The sequence below is a fragment of the Candidatus Nanohalovita haloferacivicina genome (genome assembly GCF_029232205.1).
Lineage (GTDB): Archaea > Nanohalarchaeota > Nanosalinia > Nanosalinales > Nanosalinaceae > Nanohalovita > Nanohalovita haloferacivicina.
Genome location: NZ_CP107255.1, coordinates 104,057 through 120,079, shown reverse-complemented (window position 1 = coordinate 120,079; position 16,023 = coordinate 104,057). Strand labels below are relative to the sequence as shown.

The window sequence follows — 16,023 nt, the reverse complement described above, 5'->3', positions numbered from 1 at the left end:
GAGGGAAAAAAGTTTCTACCCTCTGTAACTTCTGACCTTCTCAGGAACTTCTCTAAAATCAATTCTTCCCGTGTACTGTAATCCAGCTGCCAGCACCAGAATCAGGAATGCAAGGCCTCCTGCAATACTGGTAGGGTTGGCTGTGAAAAGTCCTGTTCTAGGCGGGTTCTGAGGGCCTTCAGGTTGCTGAGCATCTTCTTGACCTGTTTCAGTATTATTCTGCTGTTGCTGCTCTTCATCCTGGGCCTGATCGGTCTCATTCTGTTCCTGGCCCTGAGAGGAGGAATCTTCTTCCGGAGCAGTTTCCTCTGGCTCAGTATCTTCATTTACAGTAGTTGTTTCATCCTGGGCCTGATCATCGGAGCTTGTAGAGCCGCCACCGCCACCACCATCATTGTCATCATCTGTGTCAGGCTGGCTGCGGTAAGCAACATAGGTCGAGAAATGATCCACATCCGCTACAATCGAGTTGTTCCCAGGGTAATGAGTTCCTCCTTCAAACTCCCATTCACCGCTAGTATCATTGTAATAGTAGACAGCCATATCATCATCGTCAAAGGCATTGTTCGAATAAGTGATCGTAACCGTACCAGAGGCCTCAACCTTTCCTGTATTATTTCTGACATCGACTGAGACACCGCCTACAAAGTTGGTTCTGGACTGAGGAGGCTGAGTCGAGACACTTCCCAAACTCTGAACAGTAACATTGGCGTTATCCGAGGCATTAACTTTCACTCTTGCATTGCCTGATGAAACCTCCGCAGGCTCCGAAGCATTCACACTTGCATTCGAAGATGCAGAAGAATTAGAACCAATCTCAGATCTAACCTTAACATCAAAACTGTAAGTATCAGGCTGAATCAAAGTACTGGAATCAAACACTAGTGAAACACCTGAATCAAAGTCCTCCGAGACACTACCATTCAAAGTAGAGGTATAGAAACCATCACCATTCTTCTTGTAGTAATCAAAGTCGGAGAACTCAAGGCCTTCAGCATCAACAGTAGATCCAGAAAGATCAAACTCTTCACCTGAAGAACTCATAGGAAGATCTCCATCAACACGAACCTCCACTGCAACAGGAACAGGCCTGCTAACAGCATTCGTAAAGTCCGCATCAACACTGAAAGACTCACCGCCAGTCAAGTTCAACTGGAAATCATTACCAGGACTGTACTCAAAATCCTGCAAAGTCTGGCCCGAAACACCGGACACCAACATCAAAACAAAGGCCGTTAATAGTAGCTTCTTAATCATTAATCATCACCCGAGTAAGTTTTCTCATAAATTTTATTTCCATTTAATTTCAAGTAGAGAGTCTCTCCACCATTATTAAGGCCACTATCTGCAATAGCTGTGTCAGTAACCTGCAAATGAAGATCGCTTCCAAGAGAAGTTGAAGAGACTTCGTCTCCTGTAATTGTAGCAGTCTGACCTGATTTAATCTCAGTAGCTCCCTGAAGCCCATCCTCATCAGTTCCACCAGAGTCTCCCACCAGAATATTAGAAACCTGAATAGACTTTGGAGCCCTATTCTCTATTATAATGTACTCATAACCTGGATCGGCGCTCTCATTCCAGTGAATCTCTGTTATACGTAACGAAGATTTAACATCAGCAGTACCACTGATAGTTCCAAAACTAGCCAAAACACTGGCAGAACCAGCACCAAACAAAAACAAGGCCATGAAGCCAACAAAAACACTCTTCTTATCCATAAAAAGCAGGGCCGGGAATCGAACACCGGCCTGAAAGCCTACCAAGGCCTGCTCCTAACTCCTCTCAAAAGAGAGATTTACTGAGTTGTAACGTTCAAGCCTACGGTATAATCTCCAGGTACTGCAGCCAGATTTGCATCTGCAACAGTTCCAATCTGAGATTCACCAGAAGGCAAGTCTGCATTGAAATCGCTTCCAGACTTGATCAACTGCTCTCCATTGAACTGGAAACCAGTGTAATAGATTTCGTGAGAGCTCTGATCGTAGTTGGTTCCTGTACCTACACCAACATATCTGATCTCTGCACCATGGAGATTCAATGGGCCTACTGGGTCAGTGCCGTCACTTGGCCCATATCTAGTGCCGAACTGGAAGTCTCCTTTGGTTTGCGCTGAGTCAACTTCGGAAACTTCATAGACCACAGCATCCCCGTTGGTGAATCCATCGCCACTCCAAGAGACCTGAGCACCAGAATCGGCTTCTACTGTAGGATCAAGAATCATGTAATCTTGATCCGAAGTAGAGACTACAGCATAAATCCAATCTGGCTTCTGAACATTCTGTCCAGATCCCTGATAATCTACCGTGAATGTTGTCGGAGTCTGTGTAGAACTATTCATTAAAGTTCCTGAGGCGTTGAAGAATAATCCTGCTGAGACCTCTCCAGCTTGATCAGGTTCTTTCTCATAAGAAGCGGTAGCCCTAACTGCGGGCGTTCCATCAACCATCACGAAGCTAGCTGAAGACTCCCCTGCATCATCATTCACGACACTGTAAGTTTTCCCGTTCTTGAGTAGAATGCTCGATGTCTCAAGAGAGGTTCCAGATGTCGTTTCCTTATCTGTAGACGGAGTGTTCTTTACCGAACTTATTACTCTAACCGGAGCAGAACTGTTGAGATGGTTAGTCACCGTGCTAGTCTGGTAGTCTGATTGACCTCCTACTGCGGAAAACTCGAAAGTCTCTGGACCATCAAACGTAACTGCCTGATCTACATCTGCTGTTCTGGAAACTGTTCCAAAGTTTGTAAGCAGTGCTGCGGATCCTCCTCCAACTAGGAAGAGACCTACTAGAATCATGGTTGGAATGGTCTTGCCTGCGACTTGTACGTCGTGCTTGAGTGCTTTCTTCAAATTCATAATTGTTCACCTCCGGCCTCTAAATGGCCTGATTATTTGTTTTAGAATTGGATTTTGGATATGCGGAAAAAGAATTACCTCTAAATCGTTTGGTATGATCTTTCATGTTATACCCCTCTGTTGGTTCCCCGTGGAAAGGAAAAAAGAAACTATTCTTTTATACTCTTTGACTATAAAGCATAGAGCGGCCCTCTTTTGTTCTCTGAAGAGAATATCACAAGCTTTTTTAGGCCTAGCTAAGACATCTTAACGACAGAAATCTTCCGCCATCAATGAGCCATAAGAGTTTTGCAGTCAGAGATAATATGTGAGCAATCAAAACCAGGAGATCAAAGTGGAGAACCTTGAGATACCTGACAGAATCAAGAAAGACTACATAGACGAAGGAATCACAGAACTGAATCCTCCACAGCGAAAGGCCGTTAACTCAGGATTAATGGACGGAGACGACATGATAGTGGCCTCTCCAACGGCCTCAGGGAAGACTTTTATTGCCGAGCTCGCGATGGTCAACCAGGTCGTCAAACAGGAAAAAACAGCAGTATACATAGTACCATTGAAGGCCCTGGCCTCTGAAAAATACCAGGACTTCTCTGAAAGATACGAAAACCTTAACGTGAGAATCTCTGTAGGAGATCTTGACGACGAAGGAAAAGGCCTTGACAACGCAGACATCGTAGTAACGACATCGGAAAAACTAGATTCTATGCTACGCCACAACCCTTCATGGATCCACAACATAGGCCTCGTAGTAACAGATGAAATCCATCTACTAACTTCTCCAGAAAGAGGGCCTACACTGGAAGTGACCCTTACAAGACTCAGAGAGCTGCTTGATTTCCAGATGCTAGGCCTGTCTGCCACAATTTCCAACTCCAGCGAGCTAGCTACATGGCTTGACGCAGAACTGGTCGAATCCAGCTACAGGCCTGTAGATCTCGAGCACGGAGTCTACTGGCAGAACGAGGTAGAGTTCTTTACAGGTGACGAAGAAATCGATGAAGAAGACGACTCCAGCGCCCCTGAAGGATTCAAGACCGGGGCCGAAGTGAAGAAGCAGGAAGAGAAAAAGGATGAAGGCCGTACAGAGTTCATCGACGACGTACACGGCCGCGGAGTTACAAACATAATTGAAGACACTCTTGAACAGGAGAAACAGGCCATTGTATTCTGCAACTCGAGGAAAGGAGCTGAAAAAAGCAGTGATCGAGCTGGAAAAGTAACTGACAACGATATCGACTACCAGGAACGCCAGGAACTGGAAGAATACGCAGACAGAATCGTTAACGTACTGGGATCGCCAACATCGCAGTGCAAGAGACTTGCGGAAAACGTGAGGAAGGGAGCAGCCTTCCACCACGCAGGCCTCGTCACAGAGCAGAGAAACCTTGTGGAAGAGGCATTTCGTAAAGGCCTGATCAGAACGGTATCCGCTACACCGACTCTCGCTGCAGGAGTCAATCTTCCGGCCTTTAGAGTAATAATCAGAGATCTCAAAAGGTACACCGGCAGCGGCATGGACTTCATACCTGTCCTGGAGTACGAGCAGATGACCGGCAGGGCAGGAAGACCGAAGTACGACGATCGTGGAGAGGCCATATCTATAGCAAAGAACCCCGGAATGAAGGACGAAATTTTGAATAGGTATATTCTTGGCGAGCCAGAGAGAATACAGTCGAAACTGGCAGTAAAACCAGTACTCAGAATGCATACACTTGCACTAGTTGCCTCAAAGTTCTGTACAGACATGGACGAACTCCTCAGCTTCTACAAGAAGACTTTCTACGCCCACCAGTTCGAGGAGATGAGCGAGGTAGAGGCCCAGATCAAGGACGTGGTCGATCAGCTGATAGATTACGGCTTTCTGCATGAAGAAGAGCTTGAGGCCACAAAGGTCGGCAGAAGAGTCTCAGAGCTGTATATTGATCCTGATTCCGCCCACAGAATGCTTCAATCCCTTGAGAAAGCACAGCAGAAGGAAGCAGTCAAGCCGGTATCCTATCTTTTCATGCTGGCCCGTACCTCCGAGATGAATCCTCCTCTGAGAGTGAAAGATAAGGAGTGGAGTGACTACGAGCAGATGTTGATGGATGCCCGCGACTACCTGCTGGAGTCAATACCTAACGAATGGGATGTCGAGTACGAGTCATTTATGAACTCCATGAAGACAGCTGCGATGATGCAGGCCTGGATCGGCGAGAACGACGAGGAAAAACTGATGAACGAGTTCAACATTGCGCCTGGAGGAATAAGGGCCAAGATGCGGAACGCTGACTGGCTGGTATACGCAGCGAAGGAACTGGCCCGCACAGAGGAACTAGATACTGATAAAGATCTTGAAAAACTGAGAATAAGGCTGAAACATGGAATAAAAGAGGAGCTTCTGAGCCTGGTTAAATATGATCAGATTGGCCGGGTAAGAGCCCGTAAACTTCATGATAATGGCGTCAGAGATATGGAGGATATTCGAGAGGTCAGCTTTGAGAAATTGAAAAAATTGATAGGTAAGAGAACTGCCAAGAAGCTGAAGAAACAGGTCGGCGAGGAAAATATCTTCGACCGTGAAAATATTATGGACTACTTTGACTAGCCTTCAAGCTCTTCCTTGGCCTCTTCAAAGACTTCCTGAAGCATAAGGCCTCTCATACCTTCTGTTCTTGCCTTGAAAATATCCAGAGCTCTCAGATAATCGGGTAGCAATGTTTCGGCCTCAACTGCCTCATCTGCATGTCTGAAAAGATCGCTTTTCGATTCCACATCGCCAAGGCCTTCCAGCAACTGGTTGTAAAAATCTCTTTCAAATGCGTATGTCTCCGAGACGTCAAGTGTCTGGTTAAGCATATCGTAAGATTGCTGGAACGCGTACAATTCATCAGGAAGGTTTTCCAGCCTTTCCTCAGCTATTTCCCCAACTGCGGCCACGTAATCGGAAATCTCGGCGTCAGAAACAGTCATTACAGGTTGATGATAGCTTTCGACAGGGTTCTTTGATCTAAACATAGATAGAAAATGCAGGCTAATTCTTTTGTCTTTTTTGCTCGACTCCTGTCTGTTCAAAGCCTTGTCTAGGTTGGTTCTTTAGAGAATAACGGAGAGGTAAAGAGAAAGAAGGTCAGAGATGCTCCTCTACTCTCTGAACCAGCTCTTTTTGGCCTGCGTAGAAAGGAGTTCTCTGATGAATATCATCAACTTCAACCTCCAGAATCGACCTTTCTCCGTTGGTGGAAGCCCCTCCTGCGGCCTCAGCAATGAAGGCCATAGGATTTCCCTCAAAAAGAATTCTGTACTTTCCATTCTCATAGCCTTCTTTCGCAGGATAACCGAAAACCCCTCCGTGATGCAGCATCTGATTGAAATCTCCTACTAGCGCACCACCGTAACGAAGCTTTAAATCATCTGCAAGCTCAGATTCAAGATCCTCAACATCATCAAACCAGGCCTTATTACCTCCAAGACCGTATATATTCTTACCTTCGATCCTGATATCCTCACTGGCCATATAGAGATCTACATCATCACCAGGACTTTCCTCTATAACGTACTCGTTAACCTGGCCCTCCCTGGCAACAGTTACCGTGGTCAACGGCCCATAAAGAATATAGAAGGCCGCAACAAGATTCTCACCGCTGCAAGGCAGTCTCTCGTCGTAAATACATACTATAGTACCTACAAGATTGTTGGTAGGGATGTTAGATGAACCATCAAGAGGATCAATAGCCACTGACAGGCCTTCCCCACAATCAGTTATCTCATGCTCTTCCTCTGATGCAAACTCTCCGACGCCGTCGATAGAGGTTATCTTCTCCTTGAAGAACTCGTTGGCCCATACATCGGCCTCCATCATCTTCTCATCAGAAGGATTCTCTTCTCCAACATACTCTCTACGATGCATCAGGCCTGAGGAAATATGTGGTGCGGCCTCGGCCACTTTCTGGATTACTTCATCGACCACTTCATCGCTCATGGCTTAATCCTCGAAGATGACTTCTTCAAGCTGGTCAAGCAGTTCTTCAGGATCCTCACGCTGGAAGATATTTCTGCCTACTGCAAGGCCATTTCCTCCAGCATTGATAACGCTTTGAACATCTTCAATGAAGGCCTCGTCGCTTCTCTTTGACCCTCCTGACATTACAGTTTTCATTTCGCCTGTTACTCTCTCAACTTCTTCCCAGTGCTCCTGTTTTCCAGGATACTTGCATTTAACCATGTCTGCACCGAGCTCAAGTCCAAGTCTTGCTGCGTAAGCAATCAGGTCAGGGTCTTTCTGGCCTGAGTACTCCGAGTTCTGGATTCCTTTTCCTCTTGGATAGGCCCACATAACCACAGGTACGCCATATTTTCGGGCCTCTTCCTGTACTTCGCGGAATTCCTTCCACATCTGATCCTCGTGGATGCTTCCTGCGTACATCGTGTATCCTACTGCATCTGCGCCAAGTTCTTCAACAGCATACTGTACGCTGCACTGTTTTGGAGAGTAGTAGTCCTCTCTTTCTGGCAGTGCGGAGTTACCGTTCAGTTTGAGAAGAAGATTTACCTCATCTCTGTATTCTGGGTAGTAGGTTTCTGCAATTCCTTTCTGGACTGCGACGCACGTCACCGCATCATGTCTTCCAACCTCGAAGACGTGTCTTGGATCTGCGCTTTCAGGCTGAGGTTCGAAATCAGTCGGGCCGTGTTCTGTTCCGTGATCGTATGCCAGGATTAGAGAGTTTCCATTCCGGAAAATAGTATCATTATCGTACTTCATAATACAACGTATTACGTTTTTGTGTTAAAAAATCTGCCGGAAAAAACCGCCTCTGAACGCCAAAAATAAGATAAGTCGCCCAAAGAACTTGAAGCTTCAACAACCTTGTAAAGTTATGAGCAATTCAGAAAACGTACTTGAAACAGGAGAACCAGCGCCAGAATTCGAACTTGAAGACTACAAAGGCCAGAACGTGGCACTTTCTGATCTTGACAACTACGACGGAGTGCTTGTAATTTTCATGTGCAACCACTGCCCGTACGTACAGGCCGAAGTACCGGAGATCAAAAAGTTGAACGACGAGTTCTCATCCATCGCAATCGTCGGCATCAACTCAAACGCGGAGACACACCCTATGGATTCTGAGGAGAAAATGCCCGAGTTCATCGAGGAGAAAGGCCTGGAATCCGCACACTTCTACTACCTTTCAGACCCTGATCAAGAGGTCGCGAAGAAGTTCGGAGCCGAGTGCACCCCCGACCCGTTCCTCTTAGACATGCGCCACCGACTTTTCTACCACAGCAAGTTGAACGACAAGGCCGGGCCAGACGACGAAGTAGAGAAGAGGTATATGGCCGATGCAATCGAAAAAATGCTGAAAAGAAAAGAGCCACCAGAAGAGCGCGAAGACCCTGTTGGCTGCTCAATAAAATGGAAGGAATGAAGCACAGAATAAATTCTGGAAAAGAGGATATGGAAGAGGCAGAAAAACAGGTTGAAGAAGGCCTTGACCTAATTTCCGAGAAGTTACAGAAAGAGATAGAGCTCTATATTGATGTGTGCTGGACTAGCCAGGATTTTGTAGTTGAGGAGATGGGAGGTTCGACAGGAAAGGCCATTAATCCCTCATGGATGCAAGTCAAGTTCAACTCGAAGGCCGATAATTGGAAAATTAATCTGAAGTCGACTACAGTCCACGAATATGTACATACATGGTTCTTCGAGAAAAACAGTGGCCGATCCAAGATAATGTGGAAACACATAATCGAAGAGGCCCTTACACAGCATTTCTCAAAAGAACTTGTGCCAGAAGCCAATCACAGAAAATCCACGATGTTCTCAAGAGAAGAAATAGCAGAGTACTGGCCTCAAATCAAAGAAAAGGAACTAGAGAAAAAAGGCACAGACTTCTACAAACCGCTTTTCATCAACAGAAGTAGCTCAGAATACCCTAACTGGCTAGGATACTCACTGAGCTACGTTATCGGGCAAGAACTTTTGAAGAAGCACACTCCAGAAGAATTTCCCGAGTTAGGGAAAGAAGATATTATCAGAGTTGGTGACAGAATTTTTCTACAATGAATCACAGGCCTGCATCGGAGGAGCTTGAGAAAGCTCAGAGCATTGTTGAAGAAGGCATAATGCTTGCAAAAGAAGAATTGCCGAAAGAGGAAGATGTACGTGTAGGTTATGGCTGGACCGAGGATGATTTTGTCAAGGAGCAGATGAACGGTTCTCGAGGCCTGGGATGGAACAGCGGCTACTTCGAGGCCGAGTTCAATGCAGATGTCGAGGGCTGGGAAACCGCTCTGCTTGGCACCTCAGTCCATGAGTTCGCACACGCATACTTCTCCGAGCAGAAAGGCCTCGATGAACACAGCGAGAAACCTATGTGGATGTACATTATAGAGGAAGGCCTGACACAGAATATTACCGAGAAACTGGTGCCGGAAGCGCCTGAGCCCTGGCGTTACGAGCACTCTGTAGATAAAATATCGGAGTACTGGGAGGATGTCAAGGAAGAGCTTGACCGGCAGTACAGCTATCCAGACCCGCTTTTCATAGATAGAGAAGGAGAAAACTACCCTAACTGGCTAGGATACTCACTGAGTTACCAGATAGGTCAGGAACTGATGGAACAGGGCCACGAACTACAGGATTTCCCTGAACTTGAGAAAGAGGATCTGGTTGAGGCCGGAGACAGTCTTTTCGAAGAACGGTGAGATGTTGTGAGAATTCTTTCAGATAATGAGGATAAGGAATTGAGAGATAGAATTCGTGAGGAATTCGGGATTAGAGGAGATGTTGATAGCGAGTGGGAGCCCATAGATATTGACGATTTCTTCAGAACTGACTGGCATGAGCAGGAGAAAAACAGGGAACGGCTGGAAGAGTTCATTGAAATGTTGAAAAAACGCGGCGAAAAACTGTTCATGATTGCATATCCTGGAGGCCAGTACGTCCCTTCATTCCAGGAAACATTTGAAGAGAAATATGATTCCAAGGCCGTTGAAATAGATCCAGAAGAGATATCTGAGATTCGAGAAGATTTGATAACTTTTTACGTAGTGCCTGAGGACCTTTCATGGATTTTTCTAGGCGATCATGAAGGCAGCCTCCAGTTCGCAGGAGAAATACGTGAGGAAGCTGAGAAAGCATTTGGAGAACGATAGCCAAAGAAATCAAGAGGTAATAAATTATTCAGTAAGTGAAGAATTGACAGGAGAAAGAAAAAATGGAACATACAATCGCGCCATCACCAGAAGTTTTCCGTGAAGCAAACGATATTGTAGAAGGCCTTTTACAGACATGCGAGGCTGTACTAGGTAAAGACAGCGATCTGAAGGTTTACATGAGCTGGGCAGACCAACCAAGTCCAGAGGTAATCTCTGAGGAAGAGGCCCGAATCAATGTAGGTACTGGAGAGAACTGGAAGGATGATCTGAAAACTACGGTTGCGCAGGCCTATGCACAGTCATGGTTCCTGGAGTACAAGTCAAACTCTTACCACTGGGAAGAACTACTTATGCTAGGCCACTCCCTCATGTTCGCAGAAAACATCACCGAAGTAAAACCTCAGCTGGATCCTGAAGAAGAATTAGAGGAGAACTGGCCTGTTCTACGTGAGGAAGTGCAGATGTCGCTTGTCGAGGAAACAGAAGAGCTCTCGCACTACGGATTTACTCTTGCATACTACCTTGCAGAGGAGTTGAAAGATGTTCACGGCCTGGAAAACTTTCCGGAGCTGTCAATGTCCGATATGATTGATGCCGGCGACAGGCTTTTCCAGGGTTAAAGATAGAAGTTTTGAAATCAAAGCCTGTTTTATGAGAGACAACGATGCTCTTGTCAACTATCTGGTGGAGAAAGGTAGTATAGAGACAGAAAAAGTTGAAAGAGCGTTCAGAAATGTCGACAGAAAAGATTTTGTGCCGGAGAAGTTTACAGGAAAGGCCTACGAGGATAGGCCTCTTCCTCTTGATACTGGATCAACAATTTCTGCACCGAGCATGGTAGCCGTGGCTACCGAGCTGCTTGAAGTTCAGGAGACAGATAAGGTGCTGGAGATTGGTTCAGGTTCCGGATATCAGGCAGCTATTCTAGCGGAGCTCTCTGATGAAGTAGTTGGGATCGAGATTCTGAAACAACTTGTAGACAAATCAAGAGAAAACATTGACAGAGAGAATGTAGATATCAGGGCCGGAAACGGGTTTGAAGCTGTAGGCAAGGAAGAATTTTTCGATAAGATAATCTATTCCTGTGCTGTAAAAGACTTCGACGATGGGGTAAAGCACTTGACAGAAGAAGGAGTAATTGTCGGGCCTGTAGAAGAAAATGGGAAACAGACTTTGAAGCGGTACAGCGAGGGAAAAACAACGGAACACGGGAGAGTAAGATTTGTAGATTTTGTAGAGGAATAGCGAGTTCAGTTTGAAAGGTTTTACCAGTTATCCACTAAAACAGTTTCAGTTCAAAACATTTCACAGAGAACAGATAGTTAGAAGAGAAAAATTATGAATAATAGAGCAGTTATAGTTGGAAGATTTCAGCCTTTCCATGAAGGCCATAAACAGGTAGTAGACTCCTACATAGATGAGTACGAACTAGTTATTGCTATCGGCAGCGCCAGCGAGGAAGGAACTGAGGAAAACCCTCTGAGCTTTGAGGAAAGAAAAAAGATAATCAGAGGATGCTACCCTGAAGTCGAGATTGTAGGCCTTGAGGACTTTGAAAGAGATGATGAAGGAAACAGAAAGTGGCTGGAACATCTCAAAGAGGAGACAGAGGCCGAAAAAGTTATCTCAAGGAACAGCCTGGTCAAGTCGATTATCAGGGAAGACGAAAAACTTGAACTAGTAGAACAGGATCTTCACGACCCAAATATTTACTCAGGTACCGAGGTCAGAAGAAGAATCAAATCAGGAGAGGAATGGCGCTATCTAGTTCCCGGATGTGCGGAAGAAGCAATCGCTGATAAACTTGAGAAGATCAAGAAATCAGGAATACAGTACGAATTCGAGCCAGGCTGGAAAAGAGAAAACTCCTACCACGACACATTCGAAAAATAAGAGAGCAGAGATACAGAAAATACTTCTATAAAAAACTCGATTTCTATGACCTCTTCATGAACAAAGGCCAGGAATTCTGGGAACTGGTGAAGAAATCCACAGGATTCGGCCCTAACTGGGACAACATCAACCACATCACCAAGATCGATCCCGAAAAAGGCCTTTCTTCCTCGGACCTGGAATATCTTGAAGGAACTGATGCAGTAATGGTTGGCGGATCAGATGGGGTAACCGCTGAAAACACAGCAGAAGTCCTTGAACTTCTCGACGATACAGATATACCTGTAATTCTTGAGCCCTACAGCGGAGAACACGTGGTAGGCGGAAACGGCAAAACAAATAACTTCTCAGCCAGCGACTACACCGCAGTGGCCTCTGTCTGGAACGGCAATGAGGAAAACTTCAAAGGAAAACACGAACAGTTCTTCGGCTCAGAACTCCCAGCAGTCAAACAGGAACTGTACAACGAAATAGAATCCATGGTAGGAGACGGCCTGACCGGAAGAGCAGCAAAAAATATTGCAGGAAGAGGCCTGGACAACAAACTTCTCAGAGAGGCCTACATCGTGCAGAACCCGGAATCAGCAGTAGCAGAACTCACAGAAGCAACAGAACCAGTAGACTCAGAAACAGTAGGTCAGATAGCAGGAGCAGTAGAAAACTTCTTCGACAACTTCGACATACTCTACATCGAGTACTCCGGAATGTATGGAGATCCTGAGGACGTTGAGGCCGCAGCAGAAATGCTTGAAGACACCACTCTTCTCTACGGAGGAGGCATCAGCTCAGAAGACCAGGCTCTCGAAATGCTTGACTCAGGCGCCGATACAGTAGTTGTAGGAGACTCATTCCACGAAGACCCTGAAGAATACAGAGATACACAGGTCTAAGACTTCTCAGATACAACTTCAGCAATTCTTTCCAGTAGATCAGAAGCTACAAGCCCATTACCATACTTCTCAAAGGCCTTTTCCCCTGCAACGCCGTTAATATACGCAGCAAGCCGGGCAGCATCTTTATCTTCAAGGCCTTGAGCATGGAAAGCCGTAACAATACCTGCAAGCACGTCACCAGTTCCTCCAGCAGTCATTCCAGCACAGCCAGTCTCATTCTCAAAGACTCCTGCACTAGAATAAATAGTATCTATACCTCCTTTCAGCAAAACTGTGGAACCAGTCTCTTCAGAGAAGGCCTTCAGAGACCCATAATTTTTCTCCAGAATTTTGGCCTCTCCAGCATGAGGAGTAAAAACAGCCTTGACTCGTCTTAAAGGCCTGATGGCACCTGCATCTACTACTAGATTCCCAGCTTCTTCTGCGAAATCTCTCAGAGCATTTTTATCAAAATCTGTAAGACCTGGACCCACAACAGTAGTATCTGCCCACTCTTCCAGCTCTAGGGCCTTTTCCAGAGAGTTTTCATCAAAGCGTTCTCCAAAGGATTCAACGATCAGGTTCTCGGAAAAACCCTGTACAACAGGCCTGGCATGATCTGAAGTAAGGACTTTTACCAGGTCTGCTCCAGCTCTCAAAGCGGCCTGAGCTGTCAGGGCCGGAGCCCCAGTATACTTTTCACTGCCTCCGATAACCATTACTTTGCCGTTCTGGCCTTTGTGAGAGTCTTCATCGCGCGAAAGCTTTTCGAAAAGTTCCTGCATAAAATCTTCTTATTCTAGGAGAGAAATAAAATCTGCCGATCAGGCCAGCAATTCTTTTTATTCAAGCTAGAGGAATCATCTTACGTGATAATATGGTAAAAGTCGTTGTAAACGGAGTCGGTACAATCGGTAAAAGGGTCGCAGAGGCCGTAAAAACGCAGGATGACATGGAACTTTACGGTATTGCAGATGTCACACCATCAGGAACCCTGAGAGACGAACTAAGCGAAGAAGGAGGTCTTCACGGCACACCACTATACGCGTCTAACCAGGACGGAATGGAGGACATGTCGGACGCAGGAATGCATGTAGAAGGACTTCTGAAAGACGAAGCCGAAACAATAGATCTAGTAGTTGACTGCACACCTTCCGGAGTCGACAAAATGAACAAGGAAAACCTATACGAACCACATAATATCAAGGCCATCTTTGAAGGCGGCGCAGACGCAGATATCGCGCCAGTATCCTTCAACGCAGACGCAAACTACGACGAGGCCCGAGGAGAAGACTTTGTCAGAGTAGTTTCCTGCAACACCACCTCACTCTCCAGAACAATGGATGCAGTTGACTCAGAGTTCGGAGTAGAAAAGGCAACAGCCAACCTGGTCAGAAGAGGAGGAGACATTCCACAGGACTCCAGAGGCCCCATCAACTCAACAGTACCTGTAACAGAAGTGCCTTCACACCACGGACCTGATGTACAGGAGGTAATGCCGGATCTAGATATCAAAACACTGGCTGTAAAAGTTCCTACAACCTACGGCCACGTGCACATGGTTACGGCAGAGCTGGAAGACGATGCTTCAGAGGAAGAAGTTTTAGAGGCCTTCAGAGAACAGCCTCGTGTTAGATTGATGAGCGCTGGAGATGGATACGATTCCACAGCCAAGATTCACGAAAAAATGCGTGATCTGGGCCGAAAGAGAAGCGACATGCAGGAAGCAGCAGTCTGGGAGGAAACAGTAACTGTAGAGGACGGAACACTTCACTGGATCCACATGGTCCACCAGGAGGCCATCGTCGTACCTGAGAACGTCGACGCAATCCGCGCAATGTTCGAAATGGAGAATCAGGAAGACTCTATTAGAATGACAAACAACTCGATGGGAATCGAGTAAAAATTCTTCCTACCTTCCCCTATTTTATTTCTCATCTATAATTTCTGAACTGTGGACAAGAAAATCTTGATGCTGGGATGGGGATTCCCTCCAAACATCGAAGGAGGCCTCGACATACACGTAGCACACCTTTTCGAAGAACTACGTAAGAAAGGAGTCGACGTCGATCTGGCCCTACCAGAACAGTACGCGCCAGCAATGGAGGACATCATAGCTCTGGAAAGTAACGCAGACCATATACTGCCAATGTCAAGAGAATTCTCCTCACAGATAGCAAAAAAGGCCTCAGAATACGATATAGTGCATACACATGACTGGTTTGGAAGCGAGGCCGGACTAAAAGCCAAGAAATACTCAGAGGTCAAATGGGTTTCAACTCTGCACTCTCTCAGCAGCCAGAGATCGAGGACAACAAATGAGGAAGGCCTCAAACTTGAAAGAGCTGCCGCAGAGAAATCAGACGCATTAATCGCGGTAAGCAACAAGCTCGCAGATGAAATAAAATCAGAGTTCGGGCAGACAGCAAAAGTCGTCCACAACGGATTCTCCAGCAAAAAAAGCACAGGAAAAGACGTCAAAAAAGAGCTGGGTATCGACACAAACATGATCTTCTTCGTCGGGCGTCACGCAGAACAGAAAGGCCTTGAACACCTGCTCTACGGATTCAAGAAATTCCTGGAAAATGGGGGAGGAGTCCTGGTTTTGGGAGGCGACGGCCACATGAGAGAATCGCTGGAAGACTTTGCAGAAATACTTGGAATAAGTGAAAACGTAATATTCCCCGGTTTCATACCTGATGAAGAACTGGGCGACTACTACAGTTCTGCAGACGTCTTTGTATCACCCTCCATCAACGAGCCGTTCGGCCTGACAATCACAGAAGCTTTAGAACATCAGACGCCCGTAGTAGCTGCTGAAAACGGTGCAGAGGAAATACTGCCAGACAACACGTTAATCAAGGTAAGGCCTGACTCCAAGGATATCTCAGAGGGCATACATGAGGCCCTGAAGAAGGAGATTAAAGGCGTAGAAGGTCGTAGCTGGGAGGAAGTAGCGGAAGAAACTATCGATATTTACAGAAATCTAGGCTAGAACCTTGAAATCAGATATTTCGCCCTTGTGCAGCAGTCTGTAGCCGAAATCAGTCTTTACAAGGCCTTGATAATCCTCAGTATAATAAGTTTCTGCTTCTGAAGCATTTTCAGGCAAGTAAATTCTTTCTTCAGGATCTCTAACTACTATTGCTGCTTTTTGATCGGTATAGACGTCGATCTGTAGGCCTTCCTCTGTTTCTGATGTTTGGACGTCCATAAAAACTAATTCTTCACGACAGTTTTTAACGACCGTGGCCGATT

Annotated in this window: 19 protein-coding genes; 11 read left to right on the top strand and 8 right to left on the bottom strand. The window is 46.0% G+C overall.

Features of this window, described 5'->3' with window-relative positions; translation table 11 throughout:
- Nucleotides 1-15: 15 nt before the first annotated feature.
- The 3 genes from HBNXNv_RS00690 to HBNXNv_RS00680 form a co-directional block, all read right to left on the bottom strand.
- Nucleotides 16-1,257: a hypothetical protein gene (locus HBNXNv_RS00690; protein WP_347720916.1), complete on the bottom strand. Its 1,242-nt coding sequence runs from the start codon at nt 1,255-1,257 to the stop codon at nt 16-18.
- Nucleotides 1,257-1,718 carry a lamin tail domain-containing protein gene (locus tag HBNXNv_RS00685; RefSeq protein ID WP_347720915.1) on the bottom strand — a complete coding sequence of 154 codons (462 nt, stop codon included), beginning with the start codon at nt 1,716-1,718 and terminating at the stop codon, nt 1,257-1,259. The genes HBNXNv_RS00690 and HBNXNv_RS00685 overlap by 1 nt, the downstream gene beginning before the upstream one ends.
- Before the next feature lie 77 nt (nt 1,719-1,795).
- Nucleotides 1,796-2,857, bottom strand: a complete 1,062-nt coding sequence (locus tag HBNXNv_RS00680; protein WP_347720914.1) for a hypothetical protein — start codon at nt 2,855-2,857, stop codon at nt 1,796-1,798.
- 307 nt (nt 2,858-3,164) lie between these two features.
- Here HBNXNv_RS00680 and HBNXNv_RS00675 point away from each other — a divergent pair, with 307 nt between their 5' ends.
- Nucleotides 3,165-5,447, top strand: coding sequence for a DEAD/DEAH box helicase (locus HBNXNv_RS00675; RefSeq protein ID WP_347720913.1), 2,283 nt, complete (start codon nt 3,165-3,167; stop codon nt 5,445-5,447).
- On the opposite strand, the gene HBNXNv_RS00670 is transcribed toward HBNXNv_RS00675, so the two are convergent.
- The 3 genes from HBNXNv_RS00670 to HBNXNv_RS00660 all read right to left on the bottom strand — a co-directional run bounded on the left by HBNXNv_RS00670 (nt 5,444) and on the right by HBNXNv_RS00660 (nt 7,607).
- Nucleotides 5,444-5,857 carry a hypothetical protein gene (locus HBNXNv_RS00670; protein WP_347720912.1) on the bottom strand — a complete coding sequence of 138 codons (414 nt, stop codon included), beginning with the start codon at nt 5,855-5,857 and terminating at the stop codon, nt 5,444-5,446. The genes HBNXNv_RS00675 and HBNXNv_RS00670 overlap by 4 nt on opposite strands.
- A 112-nt stretch (nt 5,858-5,969) precedes the next feature.
- Complete coding sequence (locus HBNXNv_RS00665) at nt 5,970-6,821, bottom strand: class 1 fructose-bisphosphatase (protein WP_347720911.1); 852 nt, start codon at nt 6,819-6,821, stop codon at nt 5,970-5,972.
- A gap of 3 nt (nt 6,822-6,824) precedes the next feature.
- Nucleotides 6,825-7,607 carry a class I fructose-bisphosphate aldolase gene (locus HBNXNv_RS00660; protein WP_347721352.1) on the bottom strand — a complete coding sequence of 261 codons (783 nt, stop codon included), beginning with the start codon at nt 7,605-7,607 and terminating at the stop codon, nt 6,825-6,827.
- Nucleotides 7,608-7,719: 112 nt separating this feature from the next.
- Here HBNXNv_RS00660 and HBNXNv_RS00655 point away from each other — a divergent pair, with 112 nt between their 5' ends.
- From HBNXNv_RS00655 to HBNXNv_RS00620, 8 genes are all read left to right on the top strand, one after another.
- Nucleotides 7,720-8,268: a thioredoxin family protein gene (locus HBNXNv_RS00655; protein ID WP_347720910.1), complete on the top strand. Its 549-nt coding sequence runs from the start codon at nt 7,720-7,722 to the stop codon at nt 8,266-8,268.
- The gene (locus tag HBNXNv_RS00650; RefSeq protein ID WP_347720909.1) at nt 8,256-8,906 is read left to right on the top strand and encodes a DUF2268 domain-containing putative Zn-dependent protease; all 651 of its coding nucleotides are present in this window, start codon (nt 8,256-8,258) and stop codon (nt 8,904-8,906) included. Before HBNXNv_RS00655 ends, HBNXNv_RS00650 begins: the two co-directional genes overlap by 13 nt.
- Nucleotides 8,903-9,547, top strand: coding sequence for a DUF2268 domain-containing putative Zn-dependent protease (locus tag HBNXNv_RS00645; RefSeq protein ID WP_347720908.1), 645 nt, complete (start codon nt 8,903-8,905; stop codon nt 9,545-9,547). Before HBNXNv_RS00650 ends, HBNXNv_RS00645 begins: the two co-directional genes overlap by 4 nt.
- Before the next feature lie 6 nt (nt 9,548-9,553).
- Complete coding sequence (locus HBNXNv_RS00640) at nt 9,554-9,997, top strand: hypothetical protein (RefSeq protein WP_347720907.1); 444 nt, start codon at nt 9,554-9,556, stop codon at nt 9,995-9,997.
- A gap of 62 nt (nt 9,998-10,059) precedes the next feature.
- Nucleotides 10,060-10,620 (top strand): hypothetical protein, encoded by a 561-nt coding sequence (locus HBNXNv_RS00635; RefSeq protein ID WP_347720906.1) that lies wholly within the window; start codon nt 10,060-10,062, stop codon nt 10,618-10,620.
- A gap of 31 nt (nt 10,621-10,651) precedes the next feature.
- Nucleotides 10,652-11,245, top strand: coding sequence for a protein-L-isoaspartate O-methyltransferase family protein (locus HBNXNv_RS00630; RefSeq protein ID WP_347720905.1), 594 nt, complete (start codon nt 10,652-10,654; stop codon nt 11,243-11,245).
- Nucleotides 11,246-11,338: 93 nt separating this feature from the next.
- Entirely contained in the window at nt 11,339-11,893 is a 555-nt protein-coding gene (locus HBNXNv_RS00625; protein WP_347720904.1) for an adenylyltransferase/cytidyltransferase family protein, read from the top strand.
- A 56-nt stretch (nt 11,894-11,949) separates the two neighbouring features.
- The gene (locus tag HBNXNv_RS00620) at nt 11,950-12,783 is read left to right on the top strand and encodes a geranylgeranylglyceryl/heptaprenylglyceryl phosphate synthase (RefSeq protein WP_347720903.1); all 834 of its coding nucleotides are present in this window, start codon (nt 11,950-11,952) and stop codon (nt 12,781-12,783) included.
- Here the strand turns inward: HBNXNv_RS00620 and HBNXNv_RS00615 are convergent.
- Nucleotides 12,780-13,550, bottom strand: a complete 771-nt coding sequence (locus HBNXNv_RS00615) for an NAD(P)H-hydrate dehydratase (RefSeq protein WP_347720902.1) — start codon at nt 13,548-13,550, stop codon at nt 12,780-12,782. The two genes, HBNXNv_RS00620 and HBNXNv_RS00615, sit on opposite strands and share 4 nt — an antisense overlap.
- Before the next feature lie 92 nt (nt 13,551-13,642).
- Between HBNXNv_RS00615 and HBNXNv_RS00610 the strand changes: the two genes are divergently transcribed.
- Both HBNXNv_RS00610 and HBNXNv_RS00605 read left to right on the top strand, forming a co-directional pair.
- Nucleotides 13,643-14,668: a type II glyceraldehyde-3-phosphate dehydrogenase gene (locus tag HBNXNv_RS00610; protein ID WP_347720901.1), complete on the top strand. Its 1,026-nt coding sequence runs from the start codon at nt 13,643-13,645 to the stop codon at nt 14,666-14,668.
- Between the two features lie 51 nt (nt 14,669-14,719).
- A complete protein-coding gene (locus HBNXNv_RS00605; RefSeq protein WP_347720900.1) occupies nt 14,720-15,760 on the top strand; it encodes a glycosyltransferase family 4 protein in 1,041 nt (346 codons plus the stop codon).
- On the opposite strand, the gene HBNXNv_RS00600 is transcribed toward HBNXNv_RS00605, so the two are convergent.
- Nucleotides 15,752-15,979: a hypothetical protein gene (locus tag HBNXNv_RS00600; protein ID WP_347720899.1), complete on the bottom strand. Its 228-nt coding sequence runs from the start codon at nt 15,977-15,979 to the stop codon at nt 15,752-15,754. The genes HBNXNv_RS00605 and HBNXNv_RS00600 overlap by 9 nt on opposite strands.
- Nucleotides 15,980-16,023: the final 44 nt, after the last annotated feature.